Consider the following 23,765-nt stretch of genomic DNA (forward strand, 5'->3'; position numbering starts at 1 on the left):
GCGATGAGCACAAGGACGCGTTCCAGTTTCTACCCCACCGCGTTGGTAACGCTGGTGATCGGGTTGCTGTTGTCTGCAACCGGGGCATGGCTGATGGGCCAGGCCAACCAGGCGCGGATCGACCAGGCGGTTGACGACATCGTTCACGACACTACCGAGGCGATCTTCAACCGCGTGCAGATGTACCAGTACGGGCTGCGCGGCGTACGCGGTGCGGTTCTTACAGCTGGGACGGAAAACCTGACCCTGTCGTTGTTCCGGCGTTACAGCGAATCCCGTGACATCGGCACTGAGTTCCCGGGCGCGCGCGGGTTCGGGTTTGTCCGGCGAGTGCCGCCTTCGGCCGAGGCCGCGTTCGTTGCCCGTGCGCGTGCCGACAACCGGCCGGATTTCACCATCAGCAACCTGGGCCCCCACGAAGGCGACCGCTGGGTAATCGAGTACATCGAGCCCGACCGAGGCAATCGCAGCGCCCTGGGTTTCGATATCGCATCAGAACCCAACCGTCGACGCGCCGCTCAAGAGGCGCTCGATACCGGGGAAGTTCGCCTTACCCAGCCTATTACGCTGATGCAGGAGCAATCGAAGCCGCAGCAATCCTTCCTGATACTGATGCCGATCTATCGAGTGCCCAAAACCCCGGCCACGGTGGACGAGCGGCGGGCGGAGCTGGTGGGCTTCAGCTACGCCCCGCTGCTGATGACAGAAGTGCTGCAGGGGCTTCGCATCGACCCTCAATTGTTGAACGTGCAGCTGTCGGACGTCTCGGCCAATGGCGTGCCGGTCATCTTCTTCAACAATCATCAGGGAGCCGAAGTGGCATCGGCGCTGCACCCGCAGCGTTTTGAACGGGACATGTTCGGTCGCCGCTGGTCTTTCGAGTTCAGCGTCACTCCCGCCTTCGTTGCCCGTCAGGGCGTGATCCCGGCGGCCTATCTCTGGCTGGGGGGCATTCTCGCCAGCCTGGTGCTGGCCGGGCTGGCGGGTGCCATCGCCGTAAGCCGGGCGCAGCGTCGTGAAATCCTGTATGCCCGCATGGAACTGGGTGCGATTGTCGAGAGCGCCTCGGATGCCATCATCGGCAAAACCCTGGAGGGCATTATCAGCAGCTGGAACCGGGGCGCCGAGCACCTGTTCGGGTTCACGGCCGAAGAGGCGATCGGCCGGCCGATCACCCGGCTGATCGTGCCGGCGGACCGCGTCGACGAAGAGAACAACATGCTCGCGCGGATTGCCCATGGCGATCCGGTGACCCATTACGAGACCGTGCGCTTTCACAAGAACGGCCAGCAGTTGCAGGTTTCCATTACTCCTTCGCCGGTACACGGGCCCGGGGGGCAGGTGGTAGGGGCTTCAGTCACGGCCCGGGACATCACCCTGCAAAAGGCCCAGACCGCCCGTATTCAGGTGCAGAACGAAGCGCTCAAAGAGCAGGTGCATGACAGCCAGGCCACTACCCAGGCGATCCTCGACACCGTGGTGGACCCGGTAGTGAGCATTGACGAAGGGGGTAAGGTGCTGTCGTTCAACCCTGCCAGCACCCGGGTATTCGGTTATGAAGCCGAAGAGATCATCGGCCAACATGTCACGCGCCTGATCCCTGAAAGCGATTGGTCAGCCTACGAGCGTTTCGTAGAGCGCACCCTGGAAAAAGCCGTGCCTTCTTCCCGTAGCCAGGAAATCCGCGGCTTGCGCAAGGACGGCAGCGTGTTCCCCGCCAGGGTGTCAGTGGGCCTCAAGCACAGTGCCGAAGCCCGGGTATTTGTATGCGTGGTGACTGACATCACCAGCGAGCAGAAGCAGCGCAACGACCTGCTTGCTGCCCGCGACCACCTGCTGCTGGCTGCCGATGCCGCTGAACTGGGCATCTGGACATTCAACCTGCAGGACCGCTCGCTGAGCTGGAACGACCGCATGTACGAGCTTTACGGGTTAGTACCTGCCCGTGGCGAGCGTACGCTGCACTATGAAGACTGGCTGCGTTGCCTGTACCCCGAAGACCTCCCTCGCTGCGACGACGCCATCCGTGCCCTGCTGGAGCGCGGAGAGCCCTATGCGCTGGTATTCCGAGCCCGCTTGCCCGATGGCCAGTTGCGCTATATCCAGGCCAGCGCTCGCGCGGAGCGGGACCCCAGCGGCAAACCCCTGCACGTGACCGGCATCAACCGCGACATCACCTTGCAACAGGAAATCGAGGCCACGTTGCGCCAGGCCAAAGCTAGCGCGGATGAAGCCAGTGCGGCCAAGTCGGCGTTCCTGGCCAACATGAGCCACGAGATCCGCACGCCGCTCAATGCCGTGCTGGGCATGTTGCAGCTGGTGCAGCGCACCGCGCTGGACGCCCAGCAGCGCGATTACGTCGCCAAGGCACGGCAAGCCGCCCGCTCGCTGCTCGAACTGCTGAACGACATCCTCGACTATTCGAAGATCGAGGCCGGCAAGCTCAAGCTGGATAACCATACGTTCGAGCTGGACGGCCTTCTGACCGAGCTGGCAGTGATCATCGCCGGCAACCAGGGCACGCGCGACGTGGAGGCCGTGTTCGATATCGACCCGGCGGTGCCTTCGATGCTGGTAGGCGACGCGCTGCGGCTCAAGCAGGTGCTGGTCAACCTGGTGGGCAACGCGCTGAAGTTCACCCTCGACGGTGAAGTGGTCATCCGGCTTACGGTGGTGGACCGCGAAGATGGCCACGTCACCCTGCGTTTCAGCGTGAGCGATAGCGGGATCGGCATCAGCGCGGAACAGCAGGAACGTATCTTCGAGGGGTTCAGCCAGGCCGAAACGTCCACCTCGCGCCGCTTTGGCGGAACCGGCCTGGGCCTTGTCATCAGTAACCGTCTGGTTTCGCTGATGGGTGGCGAGCTCAAGCTGGAGAGCGAAGTGGACATTGGCAGCCGCTTCTGGTTCGACGTGCCGCTCAAGGTTCAGGATGGCGGCGACGTGCCGCTGCCCGTCCCAGGGCGACGGTTGCCGCTGCGGTTGCTGGTGGTCGATGACAACCCCACCAGCGCGGACGTGCTTTCCCGCACCGTGGAGGCGTTGGGCTGGACCGCCCAGCATGCCTTGTCGGGGCACGAGGCACTGGAACGTATTCGCCGTGTGGCTGGAACCGCCGCGCCATACAACCTTATCCTGATGGACTGGCGCATGCCGGAGCTCGACGGCGTTGCCACTGCGAGGCTTATTCATGACGGGCTGCCCGAAGGCCAGGTGCCGCACATGGTGATGGTGACCGCCTATGCCGACCAGCTTTCGCTGGTAGCGCCAGAACAACACCGCGGCTTGTTTGCCGCCACCTTGAGCAAGCCGGTGACGCCCCGGCAATTGCGAGATTGTGTACTGGGCGTGGTTGAAGGGCGCCCGTTGGCGCCGGCATTGCCACCGCCCGAGCGCCAGCCCAAGCGCCTGGCGGGGCTGCACATACTGGTGGTGGAAGACAACGCGGTGAACCGACAGGTTGCCAGTGGCCTCTTGCACCTGGAAGGCGCGAATGTGACCTTGGCTGTCAATGGCTTTGAAGCCATCGCGGCGCTCGACGACGCCCCCCATACGTATGACGCCGTGCTCATGGATGTACAGATGCCAGAAATGGATGGGCTGGAAGCAACCCGGCGGATTCGCCAGGACTCGCGTTTCAAAGCCTTGCCAATCATCGCAATGACCGCCAACGCCGCGACCGAGGACAAGCAAGCGTGCCTTGCCGCCGGCATGGACGATCACATCACCAAGCCCGTCGACCTCGCCGGGCTGGTGAGCAGCCTGAGCCAATGGGTAGACGGCACGCGCCCTCTGCCCGTGCTTGCACCGGTTCAGGAGGAGGGTGGCCTGCTCGAGGCCTGGACGACCGTCACCGGCCGCTTTGGTGGGGATCTCGACCTGCTGCGCAACGTGCTGGAAATCTTTGCCACGGATACCCGTGAACTGCTCAAGCGCCTGGATGAGCTTGCCCGTAGCGGCGATCGCGCTGCCGCCAGAGCAATCTTCCATGCGATAAAAGGAAGCGCGGCCAATATCGGCGCCAAGGCGCTGTCCCAACGTGCCGGCAAACTGGAAGCAAGCCTGGAACGCGGCGAGGCGCAAACGGTGGAAGGCGTGGCTACCGGTGCCTTTGCCCAGGAGCTGGTCATGCTGCTGGAGGCCAGCGAAGCGCAGATGCAAGCTCGGCTCAAGTAAAGCGCCCGCGGCGGGCGGTACCGCCACTCGTCTTTTGAAGGGCACCAACGGCTTCGCTGGGCTTCCAACCTTGGTACCCCTGATAAAGAGAGCGAGTACCATGGCAATCGAAGGCAAAGACCCGCAACGTCAGGAGCAGGGCGTGGCGCCCGAGCGTATCGAACCTGACCTCACACCTGCACCTGGGACCCCCCGCCCGGGTGCCAGCGGTGGAAAAAGCGACGAAGCCGAGTTCGGTTTCAACCCGGATTCGCCAGACCTGAAAGACCCGCAGATGGATCCGCCGCACCCTGCCAAGGCCTCTTCCGGCTCGGCGGGCAACACCGAAAAACGCGCCAAGGGCGACAGTTATCCTCCCTATGGCGGCCCCAAGGGCTGATCAATGGGAGCCTGAGGCTGGGAGCAGCCTTGCCAGGGCGCTGCGGCGGTTTACTGCGCAAGCAAGGCTCTGGCCACCGGCTCCAGGCTGGTGCTCACACTGATCTGGGGGTCTTTAGCGCTGATCGCCTGGATACCCCCGCTTCCCTCATCCAGCGGTTGCCATAGGCGCCAGGCTTGCCTGGGGTCCAGTGGCGGCACGGCGACCATCATGCGGCTGATCACCTGATTTGCCTTGGCCACGGCAACGGCGATGGTAGCCCCGGCTACTGGCTGGTCGCTGACATTGATAACCGTACCCGTCACGCTGGTAATGTGCCCGGTGTCCACCAGGCGTACATTACGCACCTCCAGTTCTGCAGCGAGCGCCGGGGCCGTGCAAACGATGCCTATACATGTTGCCAGTGCCCAATAGCGCATGATCCAACTCCCCTCGGTATGCATTTCGACGAGCGATGCTACGCAGGGCCGCCGTATATCCGCACGGCGTCGGCGAGCTGGGGGGACCAGCGGTCAATTGCAGGGGTTTGTCCGTCAAGCACCCGGCATAAGCGGCCGTCAACATCTGTTCAGGTGGCCTGGGGCTCATCCTTGGCGGTGAGGGTAGTTTCTTCCTGCAACAGCTCTACCTGTTCACCCTTGCCCATGCTCTTGTACTGCTTGCGGATCGTTTTCAATTGGCGAGCATCCAGGTCATCCAGATTAAGCACCGCCATACGGGCCTCCTTGGTGGCCCTGAGCAATTCATCGATCTTGATGTGCAGCACGTCGTTGTCACGGTTTTGCGTGTTCTGGATCACGAACACCATAAGGAAGGTGATGATAGTGGTAGAGGTGTTGATGATCAGCTGCCAAGTGTCGTTGTAATGGAACCAGGGGCCCGTTGCTGCCCATAGCACTATCAGCACAAGTGCCGTGGCGAAAGCTTTGGGGCTGCCGGCGCGCTTGGAGAGCGCCTGGGAAAAACTGGAGAAATTCATCGCGGTTACCTCGTTGTTTTACAAGATAAAAGACCACGCCAGTAAGCGAACGGCAGCACGCTTGAATGACATTTCATTCAGCCGGGGCTGTTCGCTTGCGCCCCTTGCCAGCGGGTGCACGGCGGTTTCCGCCAGGTTTGCGCTTCTTTTTCCATGCCGGTGCCTTCGCCTGGCCCTGTATGGTGACGTTCAGGCCCTTGCATCGCTCCACCAGCTTGCTCATCCATGCCGACTGCCGCGCGAGGAACTCTTCCAGCGGCATTTCCCCGCTTTGCACCATGTCCAACGCCTGTTCCCAGATGGCCGTGGTACCGGGATCGGTGATCGCCCGGGGTACGGCATCCACCAGGCTGCAACCGGCAGGCGTGGCCGCAAGCGCCTTGCCAGCTTTGGTGAGGTAGCCCCGATCGAGCAACCCCTGAATGATGCCGGCACGCGTGGCCTCGGTACCGATGCCAGTGGTTTCCTTGAGCTTTTGCTTGAGCTTCGGGTCTTCCACCAGCCGGGCGACGTTTTTCATGGCACTGATGAGGTCGCCTTCGGTGAAGGGCTTGGGCGGCTGGGTCCAGTTGTGCTTGAGCTGTACCTCGCGCACCGGGCACTGATTGCCCTGGGCGAGCAGCGGCAGCGGTTGCGCAGGCTCACGCCCCGGCTGCGCGGCGAGCGCTTCCGGCAAGGCGCGCTTCCAGCCCGGTTCGATCACCTGCTTGCCGGTGGCGAGCAGCGCTTCGCCAACGCACTCGAAGGTAGCACGGGTGCGGTCGTAGCTATGGTCGGGCAGAAATTGCGCCAGGTACCGCGCGCGGATCAATGTGTACACCTGGCGGTGCCGGGGCGGTAGTTTTTCCAGGTTGGGCGCCACGGTGGTGGGAATGATGCCGTGGTGGGCAGAGACCTTGGCATCGTTCCAGGCCCTTGAACGCCGGGCTGGGCTGATATGGTCGAACAGCGGCGCAAGGGCTGGGTCTGCCCGCTTCAACCCGGCCAGTACCGCAGGCGCTTCGGCATGCTGGCTGATGGGCAGGTAGCCGCAATCGCTGCGGGGGTAAGTAACGGCCTTGTAGGTTTCGTACAGGGCCTGGGCGATGTCGAGGGTTTCCTGGGCGCCCAGCCCGAACTTGCGCGAGCACAATTGCTGCAGCGTACCCAGGTCAAAGGGCAGCGGCGCCCATTCCTTCATACGCTCGGTGCGCACGTCCGTAACGCGGGCGCTGGGGGCGCCGGCCATTTTCCCCCTGGCCGCCTCGGCAATCGGCTGTTGCAGACAGCGGCCTTCTTCGTCGCACGCCGACTTCGGCGCCTGCCATTGTGCGGTGAAAACCTGCGCCGCGGCCTCGAGCTTCACGTCGATACCCCACCAGGCCACCGGCTGGAACGCGGCGATGCTGCGGTCGCGGTCAACCACCAGGCGCAGGGTAGGGGTTTGCACCCGGCCAACAGGCAGTACACCCTGGTAGCCCGAACGCTGCCCCAGCAGCGTGAACAGGCGACTGAGGTTCATCCCGATCAGCCAATCGGCGCGGGACCGGCCGAGCGCGCAGTGATACAGGCTGAAGGTGGAGGCGCCCGGGCGCAACGCTGCCAGGGCCTTGCGGATGGAGGCATCGTCGAGCGCTGACAGCCATAGCCGCTGGACCGGGCCCCGGTACCGGCAATGGTCGAGCAGCTCGCGAGCGATCATTTCTCCTTCGCGGTCTGCGTCGGTGGCGATCACCACTTCAGTGGCCTGGCCCAGCAACCGCTTCACCGCCTTGAACTGCGAGGCGGTCTTGGGCTTGACCTGCATGCGCCACTGCTCCGGCACGATCGGAAGGTGCTCCAGGCGCCATTGCTTGTAGCGGGGATCGTAGGCATCGGGCGGGGCGGTTTCGAGCAGGTGCCCGATGCACCAGGTTACGGTAACCCCGGCGCCTGTCAGGAAGCCCTCACCCTTGCCCCGGGCGCCGAGCGCCTTGGCGATATCCCGCGCCTGGGAAGGTTTTTCACACAGAAACAGCCGCATCATGTTCACCCATTGCCACACCCGGCAAGGATGGCGGGGGCAGCGGTGCGATGCAAGCGAATAAGTGTATATCTGTACAGTGGTTCAGCGGCGCTTGAGCTCGATCGGTACGGCGCCAGGCTCCATACTTGCGCGCATCAGGGTCACCGGAATGGACTTGGCCGCCGGTACCTTGCTCTTCTCCGCGTAATGCCATAGAGGTACCAACGGGTTGCATTCGGGGTAGTACCCGCCGCAGCAGCCGGCCGGGATGTCATACGCAAGAACTTGTAACGGCCCCACCGTGCGCGGCACGCCGGTTTCCACCGCAGTGGTCACTTTCACCCAGGCCCCGGGGGCGAAGCCCAGGCGCGTGATGTCGTTGGTGTTCATCAACAGCACCTTGCGGGTGCCCTTCACCCCACGGAAGCGGTCGTCGTAACCGTATATGGTCGTGTTGAACTGGTCATTGCTGCGCAGCGTCATCAGTTGCAACACGTCGCGACGGCCCTCACCGGCGTTCACGTCGTCGTTAGCGTCCAGGGTGGGCATCGTCGTGAATTGCGCCTTGCCGCTTTCGGTTTTCCATTGCCGTTGGGCGGCGGGGAGGGGGCGATGGAAGCCGCCGGGCTCGGCCATGCGCACCTCCAGGTCGTGGAAGGTTTCCGGGTAGACCGCCGCGATGGCCTCGCGAACCTTGCGGTAGTCGCGCCGCCAGGCGGCCCAGTCCAGTTTCGGATTCGGGGGGAGGGTAGCCTGGGCGATGCCCGCAATAATGGCCGGCTCGGACAACAGGTCCTCGCTGGCCGGTTCGCTCTGGCCGCGCCAGCCGTGAATGCACCCCGTGCTGTCTTCCGTAGCCCATTGCTGTTCCACGCCGTCCTGGCGATCGATTTCGATACGGCCCAGGCAAGGCAGCAGCCACTGGCTCGCACCCGGCAGCAGGTGGCTGCGGTTCAGTTTGGTAGCCACCTGTACGTTAAGCTCCAGGCGCTGCCACGCGGGTTCCATCCGGGAGGTGTCTGGCACGGCGCGGACGAAGTTGCCACCCAGGCCGATAAAGCCTCTTACGCGGCCGTCGAGCATGCCCTCGCAGGCGTCCACGGTGCAGAAGCCTTTCTCTTCCGGCACCTTGATGCCCAGCACCTGCTCGATCAGCTCGCCAGGTACTTTCTTCGGGTCTTCGGTAATCCCCACTGTGCGTTGGCCCTGTACGTTGGAGTGCCCGCGCACCGGGCAGATCCCCGCGCCCTGCTTGCCAATGTTGCCGCGCAACAGCAGCAGGTTCACCAGCATCTGGACGTTGGCCACGCCATGGCGGTGTTGCGTGAGCCCCATGCCATACACGCCCATTACCCGCTCACTCCGGGCATACACTTTGGCGGCCGCTTCCATTGCGCCGCGGCCGAGGCCGGCGCGGCGTTCGAGCGCTTCCCAGGAATAGCTTTCGATCTGGGCAATCAAGGCATCAAAGCCTATGGTGTGCTCGGCGATGAATGCGCGGTCTATCACACCGGGCTGGCCCGCCGCCAAAGCCTCTGCGTCCAACGCCAGCAGGGCCTTGATGATGCCTGCCATGGCGGCCAGGTCCCCGCCGATCGCAACCTGATGGTATTGGGTGCTAATAAGCGTGGACTCAGGCCCCAGCATTTCCACCGGGTTTTGTGGATTCACAAAGCGCTCGAGGCCCCGTTCGCGCAGCGGGTTGAAAGTGATGATCTGCGCGCCGCGCTTACGCGCCTCCTGGAGCGGGTGGAGCATGCGCGGGCTGTTGCTGCCTACGTTTTGCCCGAAGAAGAAAAAGCAGTCAGTGTGCTCGAAGTCCGCCAGGGTAACGGTGCCTACTGGCACGCCGATGCTCTCTTGCAAGCCCACGGAAGTGCTCTCGTGGCACATGTTGCTGCTGTCGGGCAGGTGGTTATTGCCATACGCCCGCGCGAGCAGCTGATACATGAACGAGGCCTCCAGCGACGCCCGCCCGGAGGCATAGAACACTACGCTTTCCCTAGGCAACCGCTTCAGGGCCTCACCGATTGCGGCAAAGGCGTCCTCCCATGGCACAGGCCGGTAGGTGTCGGTGGTGGCGTCGTAGCGAAGCGGGTGGGTGATCCGCCCCTGCTGCTCGAGGTCGTGATCCGGCCAGGTTCGCAGCTCGGTCAGGGTGTGTTTGCTGAAAAAATCCACGTCAGCACGCAAGGAGGTCAACTCCCATGCAGTGGCCTTCGCGCCGTTCTCGCAGAATTCCAACGGGTGAGGTTTGCCGGGCTTGGCCCAGGCGCAGCTGACACAGGCGAAGCCATCGGGCTTGTTCTGTTTGAGCAGCGCCGCCGGGCCCTTGCCCAGCGCCTTCTCGCGCAACAGGATGGCGGCCACCGACTGCGCCGAGCCCCAGCCACCCGCAGCATGGGTATAGGGTTTGAAGCGGGCATGAGGGGGCAGGTGCATGATGGCGGCCTTCGCGAAGTCATATTCTGTTACGACTTTACGAAGCGGCCAAAGGTTCGGCCAGGCAGCCCGGTAGCCTGGCCCGCGATGAGCGGCCAGGCTTGGGCCCTGGCGGGATCAGGGGGCAGGGTTGGGGTGGCGGGTGTGAATCGCCTCGATGCCTGCACGAACCTCGTCGGTCAGCTTCACCTCGATGCTGGCCAGGTTGCTGCGCAACTGCTCCAGGGTGGTAGCCCCGATGATGTTGCTGGTCACGAACGGTTGTTCGGTCACGTACTGCAACGCCATCTGGGCCGGATCCAGGCCGTGCTGGCGAGCCAGCGCAACGTAGGCTTCGGCGGCGGCTTCGGCTTGTGGGTTGTTGTAGCGCTGGAACCGTTCGAACAGGGTCAAGCGGCCCGCCTCTGGCCGCGCGCCGCCCAGGTATTTGCCCGACAACACACCGAATGCCAGTGGCGAGTACGCCAGCAGGCCGATCTGCTCGCGCAGGGCGATCTCTGCCAGGCCCACTTCGAAGCTACGGTTGAGCAGGTTATAGGGGTTCTGGATCGATACCGCGCGCGGCCAGCCGCGGGTTTCGGCCAGGTGCAGGAAGCGCTGGGTGCCCCAAGGCGTTTCGTTGGACAGGCCGATATGGCGAACCTTGCCCGCTTTCACCGCTTCGTCGAGTACCTCGAGGGTTTCTTCGATGGGGGTGAACACGTCGGTTTCGTCGTGCTGGTAGCCAAGCACACCGAAGAAGTTGGTCTTGCGATCGGGCCAATGCAGTTGGTAGAGGTCCAGGTAATCGGTGTTCAGGCGCTTGAGTGAGGCGTCGAGGGCCGCGGTGATGTTCCTGCGGTCCAGCCGGGGGTTGCCGTCGCGGATGTGGTCCATGCGGCCCGGGCCGGCCACCTTGCTGGCCAGTATCCAGTCGGCACGGTCCCCGTGTTCGCGGAAATAGTTGCCGATGATCTGCTCGGTACGGGTATAGGTTTCGCCGCGCGGCGGTACCGGGTACATCTCGGCCGTGTCCATGAAGGTGACGCCGGCATCCTTGGCCAGGCGGATCTGCTCGAACGCCTCGGCCTGGGTGTTCTGCTCGCCCCAGGTCATGGTGCCCAGCGCAATGGCGCTGACCTTGAGCCCGGTTTTACCCAATACGCGATAGTGCATGAAAGCTCCTGTGTGCAAGCGGGCCCCGATGGCCCCGGAATATTGAACGGGTGGTGCGTCACCTTTGGCGCATTCGCCGAACCGGTGAGACAGATTGCCGCACGACAGTTCGTCGTAATGCCTAGCAGGCTAACTATTTGGCTACTTCTGGTTCGGTTATCATACAACCGCTGCGGCAGCCGCGTGGCGGTCCACATCGCCCGTGCCGAGCCAATCCCGACGTATCCACATTCAGAGAGGTCTACCCAAACCATGGGGCGCCAAGTATTGCTCTACTTGACACATTTCTTCAAACGCCTGCAGGACATTTTCTTGTCCCCGGCCCAGGATGAGGCCGAGAGCGGCAGCTCGCCGCTGGCCGTGCTGACGATCGTAGTATTGTGCATGTACATCGCCGGTGGCCTGGGCTTCTTCGTGAAAACCCACTACTGGGACCACCTCACCGAGGCGCAGAAGGCCGTGGTGATCGAGTCGATGGCTTCGACCGAACAGACGCTGTAACCCTAGCGGCCCATGCCGCCCGGCTGTACCACCCGCATTGCGGGCTTCTCACAAGAACAAATTCAAACAGGTGGTTGGCGCTCGACGATATCGGTCTTCACAGGCTGGTGCGCATCGGGACGGACGGTCTTTGTCTGCAATTCGGCGCGAAGCTGAGGCAGGCATTGCGGAAATTCGTGGTTGATGAAGGTGATCAGCCGCTCGCGCATATGGCAGCGCGCGTCCCAGTTGCGGGAAGAGTCCAGCGAGCTGAGCAGTATCCGCAGCTGCATGGACTTTTCACTGGTATCGGTCACCTGTAGCACGCACACCCGGCCATCCCACAGGTGGGGGATTTCCGCGCAGATGCGTTTTACCTCCTCGCGCAGCACCTCCAGCGGGAGCGAGTAATCGACCCACAGGAATACCGAGCCGATGAGGCTGGACGCGCTGCGGGTCCAGTTCTGGAAGGGTTTTTCGATGAAGTAGGTGAGCGGCACCACCAGCCTGCGCTCGTCCCAGATCTTCACCACCACGTAGCTGCCGGTGATTTCTTCGATTCGCCCCCATTCGCCTTCCACGATCACCACGTCGTCGAGGCGGATGGGCTGGGAAATGGCGATCTGCAGGCCGGCAATCAGGTTGCCCAATACAGGCTTGGCGGCAAAACCCGCCGCCAACCCTGCCAACCCTGCCGAGGCCAGCAAGCTGGTACCGACTTGCCGCACCGCCGGGAAGCTCATCAGGATCAGGCCACTGCCGAACAGGATGACCACCACATTCAAGCAACGCACCAACACCCGCACCTGGGTTTGAATGCGCCGTGCGGTGAGGTTGTCTTCGATGTCCAGCGGGTTGCGGATGGCGATGGTATCCGCGACTGCCGCCACACAACGCAGGCCCAGCCAAGTGAAGGCGATCACCACCAGCAGCCCGTTCACGTGGCGCACGGTGTTGATCATCGGCAGATCGTCGGGCGCCGAGGTCCATACCGACTGCAACGCCAGCAATGGCATCAGCCATAGCGAGGGCGGCCGCGCCTTGGAGATCAACTGCTGGGCCAGCAACATGCGGCGGGCGATACGCTTGAGCACAGTGAGCCCAAGCCAGCGCACCACCAGCGTGAACAGTACGGCGGCCAGCGCCGCGATCAGCGTACTCAGCCAAGGCAGGGGGATGCGGTCCAGCCAGGATTCGGGAATCAGGTCCATCGGTACGCCTCGGGTAGCTTCAAACGATACCGACCCGAGGCAGGCCGGCGCGGTTCCCCCCCGAGGTGTCTATTCAGCGGTTGCCAGCAGTGTGGGGCCCATCAGTACGCCTGGAGGGTGCTTGGGCCACTACGCTTGCGTTACGCCTCAAGCCCCGGCAGTTCATGACGCATAAGCACCCCTGCAACACGATCAGCGCCCAGGCCTGGCTGTGCACGCCCCATACCACCCATAGCAAGTTGCTGAGCAGGAACAGCCAGAACCCGGCCATGCGCCGTCGGGACTGTTGCGAGCCCACCAGCCAGGCGGCGACAACGGTGGCCAGCATCGCCGGCCACTGAATCCAGTCGACGTACAGCATCGCTCACTCCTGATCGTCGTCCTCGATCAGCGGAACGGTAGCGTCGTCCATCTCCGAGCCGGGGTCTTCATTGAAAGGATCGTTGAGCACTTTGGCGTTGGCGGGCTTGGCGGGGTCGTTGACGAAGGGTACGCCACTGGGACCTTGCTGCTCGGTGCCTTGGGTTTGCGGGTTCATGGTCAGCTCCTTTGCGGTGGGGGGTAAATGACACACCTGCACAAGGGAGGCGATCCTCAGGCCAAAGGTTCCCGCCATTGCACCAGGTTGCCCTCCGGGTCGTAACCTTCACACGCGCGAAAACCCGGGCCCACCCACTCGGCCTCTTCGCTTTCGACCCCGCCGCCCAGCATCGGGCTCAGGGTATGTACCAGTGCCAGCGAGGCCACGGGAAAGATCAGCTTGACCGGCACATCGGTACGCCGCAGGGGCGGCGAGGCAATGATCAGGTTGTCTGCCACGATCTGCGGCAGCGCGTGCAACACCAGCATGTAGTGGGGGGATTCGAGCACGATGCGCCCTTCGGCGCGAACCTTGACCGGCAGCCCGGCGACCTGCGAGTAGAACGCCGCCATGCGCTCCAGGTCTTTGGCGAACAACAAGGCGCCGGGTTTGGGCAGTTCGGACATTACACGTCTCCACAACAAGGTGCGTCACCCTAAGAGAGCCCGCACGCGCTGTCCAGTCTACCGCGCTGTACGAACTGTAGCGCGGCTGCGAGACTAGGTGCTTTTTCGAGGAAGACTGCACTCATGCAGAACCGCTTGGCTGTGCTGGTGGTCTCTATCTTCGGTGCTGTGGCCTGCGCCATGGCGGGCGACACCGTGGTCGCCTGGCCGCCGGGATGGCAGGTGGAGCCGATCCCCGCCGAGGCGGGCAGCGACGTGATACGCCAACGCGCGGTGATGCTCGATACCCGTGGCGATCCTGCCATGGTGGTAGAGCTTAGCCAAAGCCCGGTAGAGGCAGGGCATGTGGTGAACGTGGCAGGGGTGGTGCTGGAAATGCGCAAGGCGGTACAAAAGAACTTTTCTCAGGGCGGCTATCAAAGTGCTTGCACGCGAGTCAAAGCCAGTAGCCTGAATGAAGTGCCGGCGGCCGAAACAACCTGCACCATCACCCTCAATGGCGGGCATGTGATCACCCAGACACTGGTGGCGGCAGCCGGGGCGCGCAAGGCGTGGGCGCTGTCGTACGCAGGAACGCCCGCTGGATACCAGGCCAACGAAGGCGCGGTGCTGGAAATCCGCAACTCGTTGGTGCTGGACGCAGAACAATGACCGGGCCGGCACAGGAGCACGCCATGGCGCGATTCGAACACTTTGGGCCAAACCTGGTCGGCCGCGATTATGCGGTGGGGGACATTCACGGGCACTTTAGCCGCCTAGAGGCAACCCTGGACCGTGCGCGGTTCGACGCATCGCGGGACCGGCTGTTCAGCGTGGGCGACCTGGTAGACCGGGGCCCGGAAAGCCCGCGGGCGCTGGAGTGGCTGGAGCAGCCGTGGTTCCATGCGGTGCAGGGCAACCATGAAGTGCTCACCCGCCAGTTCGTGGACGGCGACCCGCAGCTCAACCCCCGGGATTACCTCAACAGTGGGGGCGCCTGGTTCATGCAAAGCCCGGTGGAAACCCAGCGGCGGTTCGCCGACCGCTTCGCCAGGTTACCTGTGGCGCTGGAAGTGGAAACTGCCCAGGGGCTGGTTGGGCTGGTGCACGCCCATTGCCCGTTTTCCAGCTGGACCACTTTGCGTGAATACCTGACCGGCGCCTTGCCCTATGCCATCGAACTCGAGGAGGCCTTTCAATGGTCCCGCGCCCGGCTCAAGCAACGGGACGAAAGCGAGGTGCGCGACGTGCGCGCGGTGGTGGTAGGCCATACGCCGTTGCGCCGGCCGAGGCGCCTGGGCAACGTGTGGCATATTGATACGGCGGGCTGGAGCGAGGGCTATTTCAGCCTGCTCGAGTTGGGGCAGTTGCGCGTGGTGCAGGCGTAGCGCGCCTTCTTGTGCAGGAGTGGGCGCGAGCCCGCGAACGTGGTCATCGGAATCGGGGCCGTGATTGTTTTCTACACCGGCTGCGTGCAGGCCGGGTACACCTGGTTGCGCCCCTGCGCCTTGGCGCGGTACAGCGCCGCATCTGCCGCCTCGACCAGTGCCTGAGGCCGCGGGGGCAATTCACGGTCGAACCACACGTACGCGCCGGCGCTGACCGTTACCGTGCCGTACGGGCTGCCCGTATGAGGGATATTCAAGCCGCTCACGGCTTCGACCATGCGTTCGGCCACGCGTACCGCACCGGCCAGGTCGCACTCAGGCAGTAGCACCAGCAGCTCCTCGCCGCCATAACGCACTACCAGGTCGCCGGCACGCCCCACGCTCGCCACCACAGCCTGGCCCACGTCGCGAATGCAAGCGTCCCCGGCCGGGTGGCCATAGATGTCGTTGTAAGCCTTGAAGTGATCGATATCCAGCATGATCACGCCCAGCGGGCGGCCATTGCGCCGCGCACGGCCGATTTCCATGGGCAATGCCTGATCCAGCTGCCGGCGGTTGGCAAGGCCCGTGAGGCTGTCTTGCATGGCCATGAGCTGCAGCGCAGCATGGGCATCGCGCAATTCCGCCTCGGTTTGCGCGGTTTGCCGGATTTGCCGGATCAACATCGCACCGAAAATGCCAGTCGCTGACAGCAGCAGCGTTATCACTATCGCCGTACGCAGCATGTTTTCCCGCCAGCTTGCGAGCAGGAACGTCTTGGATTCGGCGGCCAGCACCACCAGCGGGTACTGGCTGACCGCCCGGTAGCCATACAAGCGCTCTACGCCGTCAACCACAGAAGGCAGCATGCGGGTGCCAGCGGTGGCGTTGGGCAATAGCTGGGAAAACACAACGCCCTTGGCGATGCTGGTATTGATCAGTTGCTCATCGTACGGCCTGCGTACCAGCACTGTCCCGTCTGCCAGCACGAGGCTGATCACCCCGTTGGGGTCCAGGCTGTAGCTTTCGTAGAAGCGCTTGAAATAATCGACCTTGATGGTGGCAAGGGCCACCCCCGCGAAGCGCCCGTCACTGTCGTTGATACGGCGCGACAATGTAATGATCAGGTCCCCGCTGGAGCGGCTGCGGATCACCGGGCCCAGATGCGCGTGGAGGTCGTTATGGGTGCGGTGGTAAATAAAGTAATCGCGGTCAGCGTTATTGGCGTTGGGCGGGTTGGCTTCGTTGGAACTGACCACCCAGCGGCCGTCGCGGTCGTAAATGAACAGGCCGTGCAATTGCTCCAGCGAACCGGTAAGCCGCTTCATCAGCCGGTGCAGGCGCAGCCGTTGGAGTTCGCCCTCGGTACCGTCCACCTGGGCCCGCTCTACCATGCCGATCAGCACGGTATCGGCTTCCTCGAAAGTATGGCCCGCGTGTTCGGCCAGTGAACGGGCCATGTTGGAGGCGTTGGTTTGCGCCGTGAGCAGTGCCTGGTGCCGGGAGGTCCAGCTTTGCCAGATGTCCAGCCCCACCAGGGACGACACCACGATCACGATCAGCATGAGCGCTACCGTGACCGGGCTCCTCTGGGCGAGGGGGAGAGGGGGGCGGCTATCAGGCATGCGCGCTCGCTGTACAGGTGCGGACTATGGGCTGGTCGCCCGACGAAGCCGGTGCGCTGCAAGCGAAGCCGGGGGGCGGGACCGCTACTGCTGCGAGCGTAGCGGGTGACCGTCGGGGCGAATGATGACCGTCGCGCCGCCTGGCTGCAACAACAGGGCGTGTTTTCCCATGCAACGTTCGCCGTGCGCGGCACTCTGAACAGAATCCATTGCAACGGAAGGTAGCCCTATGACCACTCCTGATCCGGATTACGTGCGCTGGCTGGTGGAGCGCTCCATGCTCAACGCCGCCAAGCAGCGGGCCAAGCTGTATTCAGGGCAAGCACGGCTATGGCAGAGGCCCTTCGCCCAGGCCCGGCCACGGGACGCCTCCGCCATCGCTTCGGTGTGGTTCACGGCTTATCCTGCGTCCATCGTGACCCGTGAAGGGGGCTCGGTGCTGCAGGCGCTGGGTGATGAAACCTTGTGGCATGCCTTGTCCGAGATCGGCATCCAGGGCATTCACAACGGCCCACTGAAATTGTCCGGCGGCCTGCGCGGGCGCACCCAAACCCCCACCATCGACGGCAACTTCGATCGCATCAGTTTCGATATCGACCCGGCCTTGGGGACCGAGGCAGAGCTCGTGGCCCTTGCTCGCCTGGCGGCAGCGCACAACGCGGTGGTGATCGAGGATGCCATCCCGTCCCACACCGGCAAGGGCGCGGACTATCGCCTGGCCGAAATGGCCTACGAGGAATACCCGGGCCTGTTCCACATGGTAGAAATTCGCGAAGAAGACTGGGGCCTGCTGCCTGAAGTACCGCCGGGGCGCGATGCGGTGAACCTGCCGCCGGCGCTGGTGGATACCCTGCGCGACAAGCACTACATCGTCGGCCAGTTGCAACGGGTGATCTTCTTCGAGCCGGGTGTGAAAGAAACCGACTGGAGCGCCACGCCGGTGGTCACGGGCGTGGACGGCAAGGCGCGGCGCTGGGTGTACCTGCATTATTTCAAGGAAGGGCAGCCTTCATTGAACTGGCTGGACCCAAGCTTTGCAGCGCAGCAGATGATCATCGGCGACGCCTTGCATGCCATTGACGTAGTGGGCGCGCGCATTCTGCGGCTCGATGCCAACGGCTTCCTGGGTGTGGAACGCCGACCGGAAGGTAATGCCTGGTCCGAAAGCCACCCACTGTCGGTCAACGGCAACCAGTTGCTGGGCGGCGCGATACGCAAGGCGGGCGGTTTCAGCTTCCAGGAGTTGAACCTGACCATCGATGACATCGCGGCCATGTCCCATGGCGGTGCCGATCTGTCCTATGACTTCATCACCCGCCCGGCTTATCAGCACGCTCTGTTGACCGGGCGCACCGAATTCCTGCGGCTGATGCTCAAGGAAATGCACCGCTTCGGCATCGACCCGGCCTCGCTGATCCATGCCTTGCAGAACCACGATGAACTCACGCTGGAGCTGGTGCACTTCTGGACCCTGCACGCCCATGACCAGTTCATGTACCAGGGCCAGACCTTCCCGGGGAACATCCTGCGCGAGCATATCCGTGAAGAGATGTACGAGCGCCTCGCGGGCGAACATGCGCCGTATAACCTTAAGTTCGTCACCAATGGAGTGTCTTGCACCACCGCCAGCATCATCACCGCCGCGCTGGGGATCCGCGACCTGGACACCCTCACCGCCGAAGACGTTAAGCGCATTCAGCACATTCACCTGTTGCTGGTGATGTACAACGCCATGCAGCCGGGGGTGTTTGCGTTGTCCGGTTGGGACCTGGCCGGTGCATTGCCGGTGCCGCCGGACCAAGTGGCGCATTTGATGGGGGATGGCGACACCCGCTGGATTCACCGCGGCGCCTATGACCTGGTGGATCTGGACCCTGGCGCCGAGGTCTCCGTGGGCGGCATGCCCAAGGCCCGTGCCTTGTACGGCAGTTTGGTAGAGCAGCTACAGCGCCCGGATTCGTTTGCTTCGCAGCTGAAGAAAATCCTCGCGGTACGCCGTGCCTATGACATTGCCGCCAGCAAGCAGATCATGGTGCCGGACACCGAGCATCCGTCGCTGCTGATCATGGTTCATGAGTTGCCCGCAGGCAAAGGTACCCAGATCACCGCACTGAACTTCGGCAACGAAGCACTCGTGGAAACCCTCCACCTACCTGGCATCGCGCCTGGCCCTGTGGTGGACATTATCAACGAGCGGGTGGAAGGGGACTTGAGCGAACACGGAGACTTCACCATCAGCCTCGATCCATACGAAGGCCTGGCGTTGCGCGTGGTGAGTGCGTCGTTGCCGTTGTAGTACCCGTTGTGGGAGGTAGGGGCCGGCCTTCTGACGAAGCCGACCACGGGGTTTAGTGGTGCTCCTGTTCGCGAGCTTTGGCATGCGCCCATAAAGTTGGACGAGTAAATCAGGCTGCTGCGGCCTGGGTCCTGTACGCCACAGGGCTCAGGCCGTCGAGCTTCATCTTGATGCGGTAATGATTGTAATAGTGAATGTATTCCTCAATCGCCGTCCATAGCTGATCGATGCTGGTAAAGCGCTCCCGGTAGAAGAACTCCGTCTTGAGCGTGCCGAAAAAACTTTCCATGGCCGCGTTGTCCAAGCAGTTACCTTTGCGCGACATGCTCTGTTCCAGACCCGCTGCCTGTAGCCGGTCGCGGTACTCCTGATAGCGGTAGTGCCAGCCCTGATCCGAGTGCAGCAGCGGCGTGGCACCGTCCGGCAAGCGCTTCAGAGCCTGCTCCAACATTTGCCCCACCAGCGCATACTGTGGGCGTTCGGCGAGCTGATAGGCCACGATCTCGCCGTTGTACAAGTCCAGCACGGGCGACAGGTACAGCTTTTCACTGCCCACCTTGAACTCGGTCACGTCGGTCACCCACTTCTGATTCGGCGTCTCGGCCTTGAAATTCCGGGCCAGCAGGTTGGGCGCGGCTACCCCTATCAGGCCGTTGTACGACTTGTACCGCTTGGGTCGTACCTTGCATTGAAGCCCCATCTCGCCCATCAGCCGACGCACTTTCTTGCTGTTGACCAGCTGCCCGTCGTGACGCAGGGTCGCGGTCACGCGGCGGTAGCCGTATCGGCCCTTGTGCTGATCCTGAATGCTCTGGATCGCAGCTTTCAGCGGGGCGCTCATGTCCCCGGCAGCAATCGCCTTGAGTTGGTAGTAGTAGGTGCTGCGCGCCAGCCCGGCCGCCTTGAGCAGCGCATCAAGGTCAAAGTCCGACCGCAGCGCGGTGACTATCCGGGCTTTTTCTTCCCGGCTGCCGCCTGCCTTTCCTTTTCCTCCCTTAACGCCTTCAACTTTTTTAGGTAAGCGTTCTCCACCCGAGCCTGGTACAGCCTGGCCAGCAACTGGTCATGGGTCAGGTCTTCATCCTTGATCGACTCGGATGGAAGGGGCGTCTGGGGTTTTGGAAATTTCGGCTTGGACATGACAACAGGCAATTCCTGGGGCCCCGGGCGCGGGGCTTCGATGGCGCTACTGTAGTACTCACGCTCCCATCTGCCCACCTGGCTGGAACAGCCGAGGTTGAACAGGGCCGCGACCTCTCGAAGCGATAGGTGATCGCGACACTTCGTTTGCAGTACCATCAGCTTGAATTCGGTGGTGTACGACTGGCGCGCACGCGGCGTGACACCCTGTTCGCCATGTTGCCTATAGGCCGCAATCCAGCGGCGCAGCAGCGTGGGATCAACGCCGAAGTCGGCGCCAACGCGGCGAAAACCGTAGGCCCCAGAGAGGAAGGCGCCGATCGCTGAAAGCTTGAACTGCGTACTGTACTTGCTCATGAATACACCCCAGAGGTTGGATGGATGTCCAACTTCTAGGGCGCGCCTCACTTCGCCCGCTTCCCACGGACCGACTGCGCGGCTGTGGGAGATGGGCGAAGCCGAAGGCGGAGCTCGCGAATCGGGCTATCGGATCTGCTCTTTGGCCAGCTTCACCACGTTCTCGACGGTAAAGCCGAACTGCGCCTGCAGCTTGCTGATGGGGGCGGAGGCGCCGAAGGTGTTCATCACTACTTTGGCGCCGGTGTTGCCCACATACCGGTCCCAACCCAAGGGGCCAGCTTGCTCGATGGCCACCCGGGCGGTGATCGCTGGGGGCAGCACGCTGTCCTTGTAGGCAGTGTCCTGTTCCTCGAACAATTCCCAGCACGGCATCGAAACCACGCGGCTGTCGATACCTTCAGCCTTGAGCGTGTCGTGAGCTTCCACCGCCACGCTCAGCTCGCTACCGGTGGCCAGCAGGATCACCTTCGGGGACTCACTGTCGGCCAGCACGTAGGCGCCTTTCTCTACATTATCCGCGCTGGCATAGCGCTCCCGATCCAAGGTAGGCAGCGGTTGCCGGCTGAGGATGATGCAGGAAGGGCGATCGGTTTGCTTCAACGCGACTTTCCATGCCTGGGCGGTTTCGTTGGCATCGCCCGGGCGCAGCGTGAGCACGCCAGGGGTGGCACGCAATTGCGCCAGTTGTTCGATCGGCTGGTGGGTGGGCCCGTCTTCGCCCACGCCGATGGAGTCGTGGGTGAACACGAACACCACTGGCAGCTCCATGATAGAGGCCAGGCGGATCGGCGGCTTCATGTAGTCGCTGAACACCAGGAACGTGGAAGTGTATGGCCGCAGGTAACACAAGGCCATGCCGTTGGCGATGGCGCCCATGGCGTGCTCGCGCACCCCGAAGTGCAGGTTTCGCCCGTTGTAGCTGGCAGCCTGGAAACTCCCGGCGCCTTCGAACGTGAGGTTGGTCTTGGTGGAGGGTGACAGGTCGGCCGAGCCGCCGAGCAGCCATGGGATTCGCTCGGCGTAGGCATTGAGCACCTTACCGCCGGCCTGCCGGCTGGCAACGCCTTTGGCATCGGTCGGGAAGGGTTCGATAGACGCATCCCAGCCTTCAGGCATCTGGCCGGCCCGCATGCGTACCAGGTCGTTGGCTAGCGCAGGCGCTTGGTTTTCCAACGCGGCGAGCGCTGCTTCCCAGGCGTAATACGCCTCCTGATTACGTTCGCGCAGGGTTGCCTGCAGCCAGCCCTTGGCATCCTCGGGCACGCTGAACTGAGCGTCCGGGTCCCAGCCGTAGGCTTTCTTGGCGAGGCGGATTTCTTCCTCGCCCAAAGGCTCGCCATGGGCAGCCGCAGAGTTGTGCTTGTTGGGCGCGCCATAGCCGATCACGCTGTCCACCACGATGAGCAGAGGCGCGTTGCTGCCGCCTTCGAACTGCTCCAGCGCTTGGGAAAGGGCGGCAGTGTCGTTCGCATCAGTCACGTGCAGGGTGTTCCAGCCGTAGCCCTGGAAGCGGGTGATCACGTTCTCGCTGAACGCCAGTTCCGTATGGCCTTCAATGCTGATGGTGTTGTTGTCGTAGATCCAGCACAGGTTGCCCAGCTTCAGGTGGCCTGCGAGGGACGCGGCTTCACCGCTGATACCCTCCATCATGTCGCCGTCACCGCAAATGGCGAACACGCGGTAGTCAAACAGTGTGCCGGCAGGGCGATTGAAGCGTTCGCCAAGCCAGTGGCTGGCCATGGCCATGCCCACGCTGTTGGCGCAGCCCTGGCCAAGGGGGCCTGTGGTGGTTTCCACGCCGGTGGTCATGCGGTATTCGGGGTGGCCCGGGGTTTTGGAGGACATCTGCCGGAACTGCTTGATGTCGTCCAGGCTTACTGCCGGTTCGCCGGTGGGCTTGCCATCGGCATCGATTTCTACCACCCCTGCCAGGTGCAGGATCGAGTACAGCAGCATTGAGGCATGGCCGGCGGACAGCACGAAGCGATCACGATTGGGCCAGTCGGGGTGGTCGGGGTGGTAACGCAGGAAGCGGCTCCATAACGTATAGGCCACCGGCGCAAGGGCCATGGGGGTGCCAGGGTGGCCGGAGTTGGCTTTTTGCACGGCATCCATGCTCAACGTACGGATAGTGTCGGTGCACAGGCGATCGCGTGCATCGCGGTCGGCGGCAGGCAGGGAGGAGGGTGCTTGCATGGTTGGGGTCCTTGGTCGACAGTGAGTCGATTAGCGGACCGGCGCGCGGCCGGCTCCGTAACCGTGCTGGTTATGAAGCTGACCGCCGTAGCGCTGATGAGTTGCCTTGGGTGATGCGGTGTTCATGTTGCTAACCCGTAGCAGCGAGCCTTGGCCGCGACCGGGCCGTCAGGGCCGCAAGTTGGGATGGCCCGGTCACGCCATGCCTGGCAACTCATGAGGGCGCAGGTCGAACACCAGCACCTCGGCGTTATCGCCGTCGGTCAAGGTCAAGGTGCGTTCGTTGCGTACCCGCACGCCGTCGCCTTCCACCAGTTTCTGCCCATTGAGGGTGATGCTGCCTTGAGCCACGTGAACATAGGCGTAGCGGTCTTCGGCCAGGGTCAGCTCGGCGCGTTCTTCGCCGTTGAACAAGCCGGCATACACCCGTGCATCCTGGCGAACCGACAACGAACCGTCCGTGCCTTCCGGCGAGATGATCAACCGCAGGCGGCCGCGCTTCTCTTCGTTCGTGAAGTGCTGTTGCTGATAGCGCGGTTGGGCGCCTTGCACCGAGGGCACGATCCAGATTTGCAGGAAGTGCACCGGGGCGTCGGCCGAGTGATTGAACTCGCTGTGGGTCACGCCACGGCCTGCGCTCATCAGTTGTACGTCGCCAGGGCGGATAACCGAGCCGGTGCCCAGGCTGTCCTGGTGCTCCAGCGCGCCTTCGAGCACATAAGAGAAGATTTCCATGTCCCGGTGCGGGTGCTGACCGAAGCCCTTGGCGGGCGCCACGCGGTCATCGTTGATCACCAGCAGGTCGGAGAACCCTTGCTCGCGCGGGTCGCGATAGGACGCGAACGAGAAGGTATGGAAGGATTTGAGCCAACCGTGATTGGCCAGGCCGCGTTCATTGGATTTGCGCAGAGCAAGCATGTCGTGCACCTCGTGTGAGTGGGTATGGGGCTAGTGTACTGTCGCGCCGCAGATGTATTAAGTAGCTGAAACACGCCATACTGTCTCGCAG

19 protein-coding genes are annotated in these 23,765 nt (G+C 63.1%); 6 read left to right on the forward strand and 13 right to left on the reverse strand.

What is annotated here, in order from left to right; genetic code table 11:
* The first annotated feature begins 3 nt into the window (after positions 1–3).
* The gene (locus AC3Z8Y_RS10325; RefSeq protein ID WP_490089601.1) at positions 4–4,176 is read left to right on the forward strand and encodes a PAS domain-containing hybrid sensor histidine kinase/response regulator; all 4,173 of its coding nucleotides are present in this window, start codon (positions 4–6) and stop codon (positions 4,174–4,176) included.
* 100 nt (positions 4,177–4,276) lie between these two features.
* Entirely contained in the window at positions 4,277–4,555 is a 279-nt protein-coding gene (locus tag AC3Z8Y_RS10330; protein WP_490089602.1) for a DUF6021 family protein, read from the forward strand.
* Positions 4,556–4,605: 50 nt separating this feature from the next.
* On the opposite strand, the gene AC3Z8Y_RS10335 is transcribed toward AC3Z8Y_RS10330, so the two are convergent.
* The 5 genes from AC3Z8Y_RS10335 to AC3Z8Y_RS10355 form a co-directional block, all read right to left on the reverse strand.
* On the reverse strand, positions 4,606–4,974 hold the full coding sequence (locus AC3Z8Y_RS10335) for an FxLYD domain-containing protein (protein ID WP_490089603.1): 369 nt from the start codon (positions 4,972–4,974) through the stop codon (positions 4,606–4,608).
* 149 nt (positions 4,975–5,123) lie between these two features.
* Positions 5,124–5,534 (reverse strand): low affinity iron permease family protein, encoded by a 411-nt coding sequence (locus AC3Z8Y_RS10340; protein ID WP_490089604.1) that lies wholly within the window; start codon positions 5,532–5,534, stop codon positions 5,124–5,126.
* A gap of 73 nt (positions 5,535–5,607) precedes the next feature.
* On the reverse strand, positions 5,608–7,536 hold the full coding sequence (locus AC3Z8Y_RS10345; protein WP_490089972.1) for a DNA topoisomerase III: 1,929 nt from the start codon (positions 7,534–7,536) through the stop codon (positions 5,608–5,610).
* 84 nt (positions 7,537–7,620) lie between these two features.
* On the reverse strand, positions 7,621–9,960 hold the full coding sequence (locus tag AC3Z8Y_RS10350) for an FdhF/YdeP family oxidoreductase (protein WP_490089605.1): 2,340 nt from the start codon (positions 9,958–9,960) through the stop codon (positions 7,621–7,623).
* A 117-nt stretch (positions 9,961–10,077) separates the two neighbouring features.
* Positions 10,078–11,115 (reverse strand): NADP(H)-dependent aldo-keto reductase, encoded by a 1,038-nt coding sequence (locus AC3Z8Y_RS10355; RefSeq protein WP_490089606.1) that lies wholly within the window; start codon positions 11,113–11,115, stop codon positions 10,078–10,080.
* A gap of 312 nt (positions 11,116–11,427) precedes the next feature.
* On the opposite strand from AC3Z8Y_RS10355, the gene AC3Z8Y_RS10360 reads away from it, so the two are divergent.
* Positions 11,428–11,616: a hypothetical protein gene (locus AC3Z8Y_RS10360; RefSeq protein ID WP_490089607.1), complete on the forward strand. Its 189-nt coding sequence runs from the start codon at positions 11,428–11,430 to the stop codon at positions 11,614–11,616.
* A 62-nt stretch (positions 11,617–11,678) separates the two neighbouring features.
* Here the strand turns inward: AC3Z8Y_RS10360 and AC3Z8Y_RS10365 are convergent, their stop codons facing one another.
* The 4 genes from AC3Z8Y_RS10365 to AC3Z8Y_RS10380 form a co-directional block, all read right to left on the reverse strand.
* The gene (locus AC3Z8Y_RS10365; RefSeq protein WP_181111857.1) at positions 11,679–12,806 is read right to left on the reverse strand and encodes a mechanosensitive ion channel family protein; all 1,128 of its coding nucleotides are present in this window, start codon (positions 12,804–12,806) and stop codon (positions 11,679–11,681) included.
* Between the two features lie 73 nt (positions 12,807–12,879).
* Entirely contained in the window at positions 12,880–13,167 is a 288-nt protein-coding gene (locus AC3Z8Y_RS10370) for a hypothetical protein (RefSeq protein ID WP_490089608.1), read from the reverse strand.
* Between the two features lie 3 nt (positions 13,168–13,170).
* Positions 13,171–13,344 carry a hypothetical protein gene (locus AC3Z8Y_RS10375; protein ID WP_225773904.1) on the reverse strand — a complete coding sequence of 58 codons (174 nt, stop codon included), beginning with the start codon at positions 13,342–13,344 and terminating at the stop codon, positions 13,171–13,173.
* Positions 13,345–13,400: 56 nt separating this feature from the next.
* Positions 13,401–13,793 carry a VOC family protein gene (locus AC3Z8Y_RS10380; RefSeq protein WP_490089609.1) on the reverse strand — a complete coding sequence of 131 codons (393 nt, stop codon included), beginning with the start codon at positions 13,791–13,793 and terminating at the stop codon, positions 13,401–13,403.
* A 123-nt stretch (positions 13,794–13,916) separates the two neighbouring features.
* Between AC3Z8Y_RS10380 and AC3Z8Y_RS10385 the strand changes: the two genes are divergently transcribed.
* Positions 13,917–14,444 carry a DUF4946 domain-containing protein gene (locus AC3Z8Y_RS10385; RefSeq protein WP_490089610.1) on the forward strand — a complete coding sequence of 176 codons (528 nt, stop codon included), beginning with the start codon at positions 13,917–13,919 and terminating at the stop codon, positions 14,442–14,444.
* A 23-nt stretch (positions 14,445–14,467) separates the two neighbouring features.
* The gene (locus tag AC3Z8Y_RS10390; RefSeq protein WP_490089611.1) at positions 14,468–15,160 is read left to right on the forward strand and encodes a metallophosphoesterase; all 693 of its coding nucleotides are present in this window, start codon (positions 14,468–14,470) and stop codon (positions 15,158–15,160) included.
* A 71-nt stretch (positions 15,161–15,231) separates the two neighbouring features.
* On the opposite strand, the gene AC3Z8Y_RS10395 is transcribed toward AC3Z8Y_RS10390, so the two are convergent.
* Positions 15,232–16,704, reverse strand: coding sequence for a sensor domain-containing diguanylate cyclase (locus tag AC3Z8Y_RS10395; protein ID WP_490089612.1), 1,473 nt, complete (start codon positions 16,702–16,704; stop codon positions 15,232–15,234).
* A 289-nt stretch (positions 16,705–16,993) separates the two neighbouring features.
* Here AC3Z8Y_RS10395 and treS point away from each other — a divergent pair, with 289 nt between their 5' ends.
* The gene (gene treS, locus AC3Z8Y_RS10400; protein WP_490089613.1) at positions 16,994–19,060 is read left to right on the forward strand and encodes a maltose alpha-D-glucosyltransferase; all 2,067 of its coding nucleotides are present in this window, start codon (positions 16,994–16,996) and stop codon (positions 19,058–19,060) included.
* A gap of 109 nt (positions 19,061–19,169) precedes the next feature.
* Here the strand turns inward: treS and AC3Z8Y_RS10405 are convergent.
* The 3 genes from AC3Z8Y_RS10405 to AC3Z8Y_RS10415 all read right to left on the reverse strand — a co-directional run bounded on the left by AC3Z8Y_RS10405 (position 19,170) and on the right by AC3Z8Y_RS10415 (position 23,674).
* A protein-coding gene (locus AC3Z8Y_RS10405) for an IS3 family transposase (protein WP_490089614.1) occupies positions 19,170–20,557 on the reverse strand; the annotation gives its coding sequence in 2 pieces (ribosomal slippage) (positions 19,170–20,041 and positions 20,041–20,557; 1,389 coding nt in all).
* 126 nt (positions 20,558–20,683) lie between these two features.
* Positions 20,684–22,756: a transketolase gene (gene tkt, locus AC3Z8Y_RS10410; RefSeq protein ID WP_490089615.1), complete on the reverse strand. Its 2,073-nt coding sequence runs from the start codon at positions 22,754–22,756 to the stop codon at positions 20,684–20,686.
* Between the two features lie 195 nt (positions 22,757–22,951).
* The gene (locus AC3Z8Y_RS10415) at positions 22,952–23,674 is read right to left on the reverse strand and encodes a pirin family protein (protein ID WP_490089616.1); all 723 of its coding nucleotides are present in this window, start codon (positions 23,672–23,674) and stop codon (positions 22,952–22,954) included.
* Positions 23,675–23,765 lie beyond the last annotated feature (91 nt).

This window comes from Pseudomonas sp. 3MAES_34.3B, from assembly GCF_058145875.1.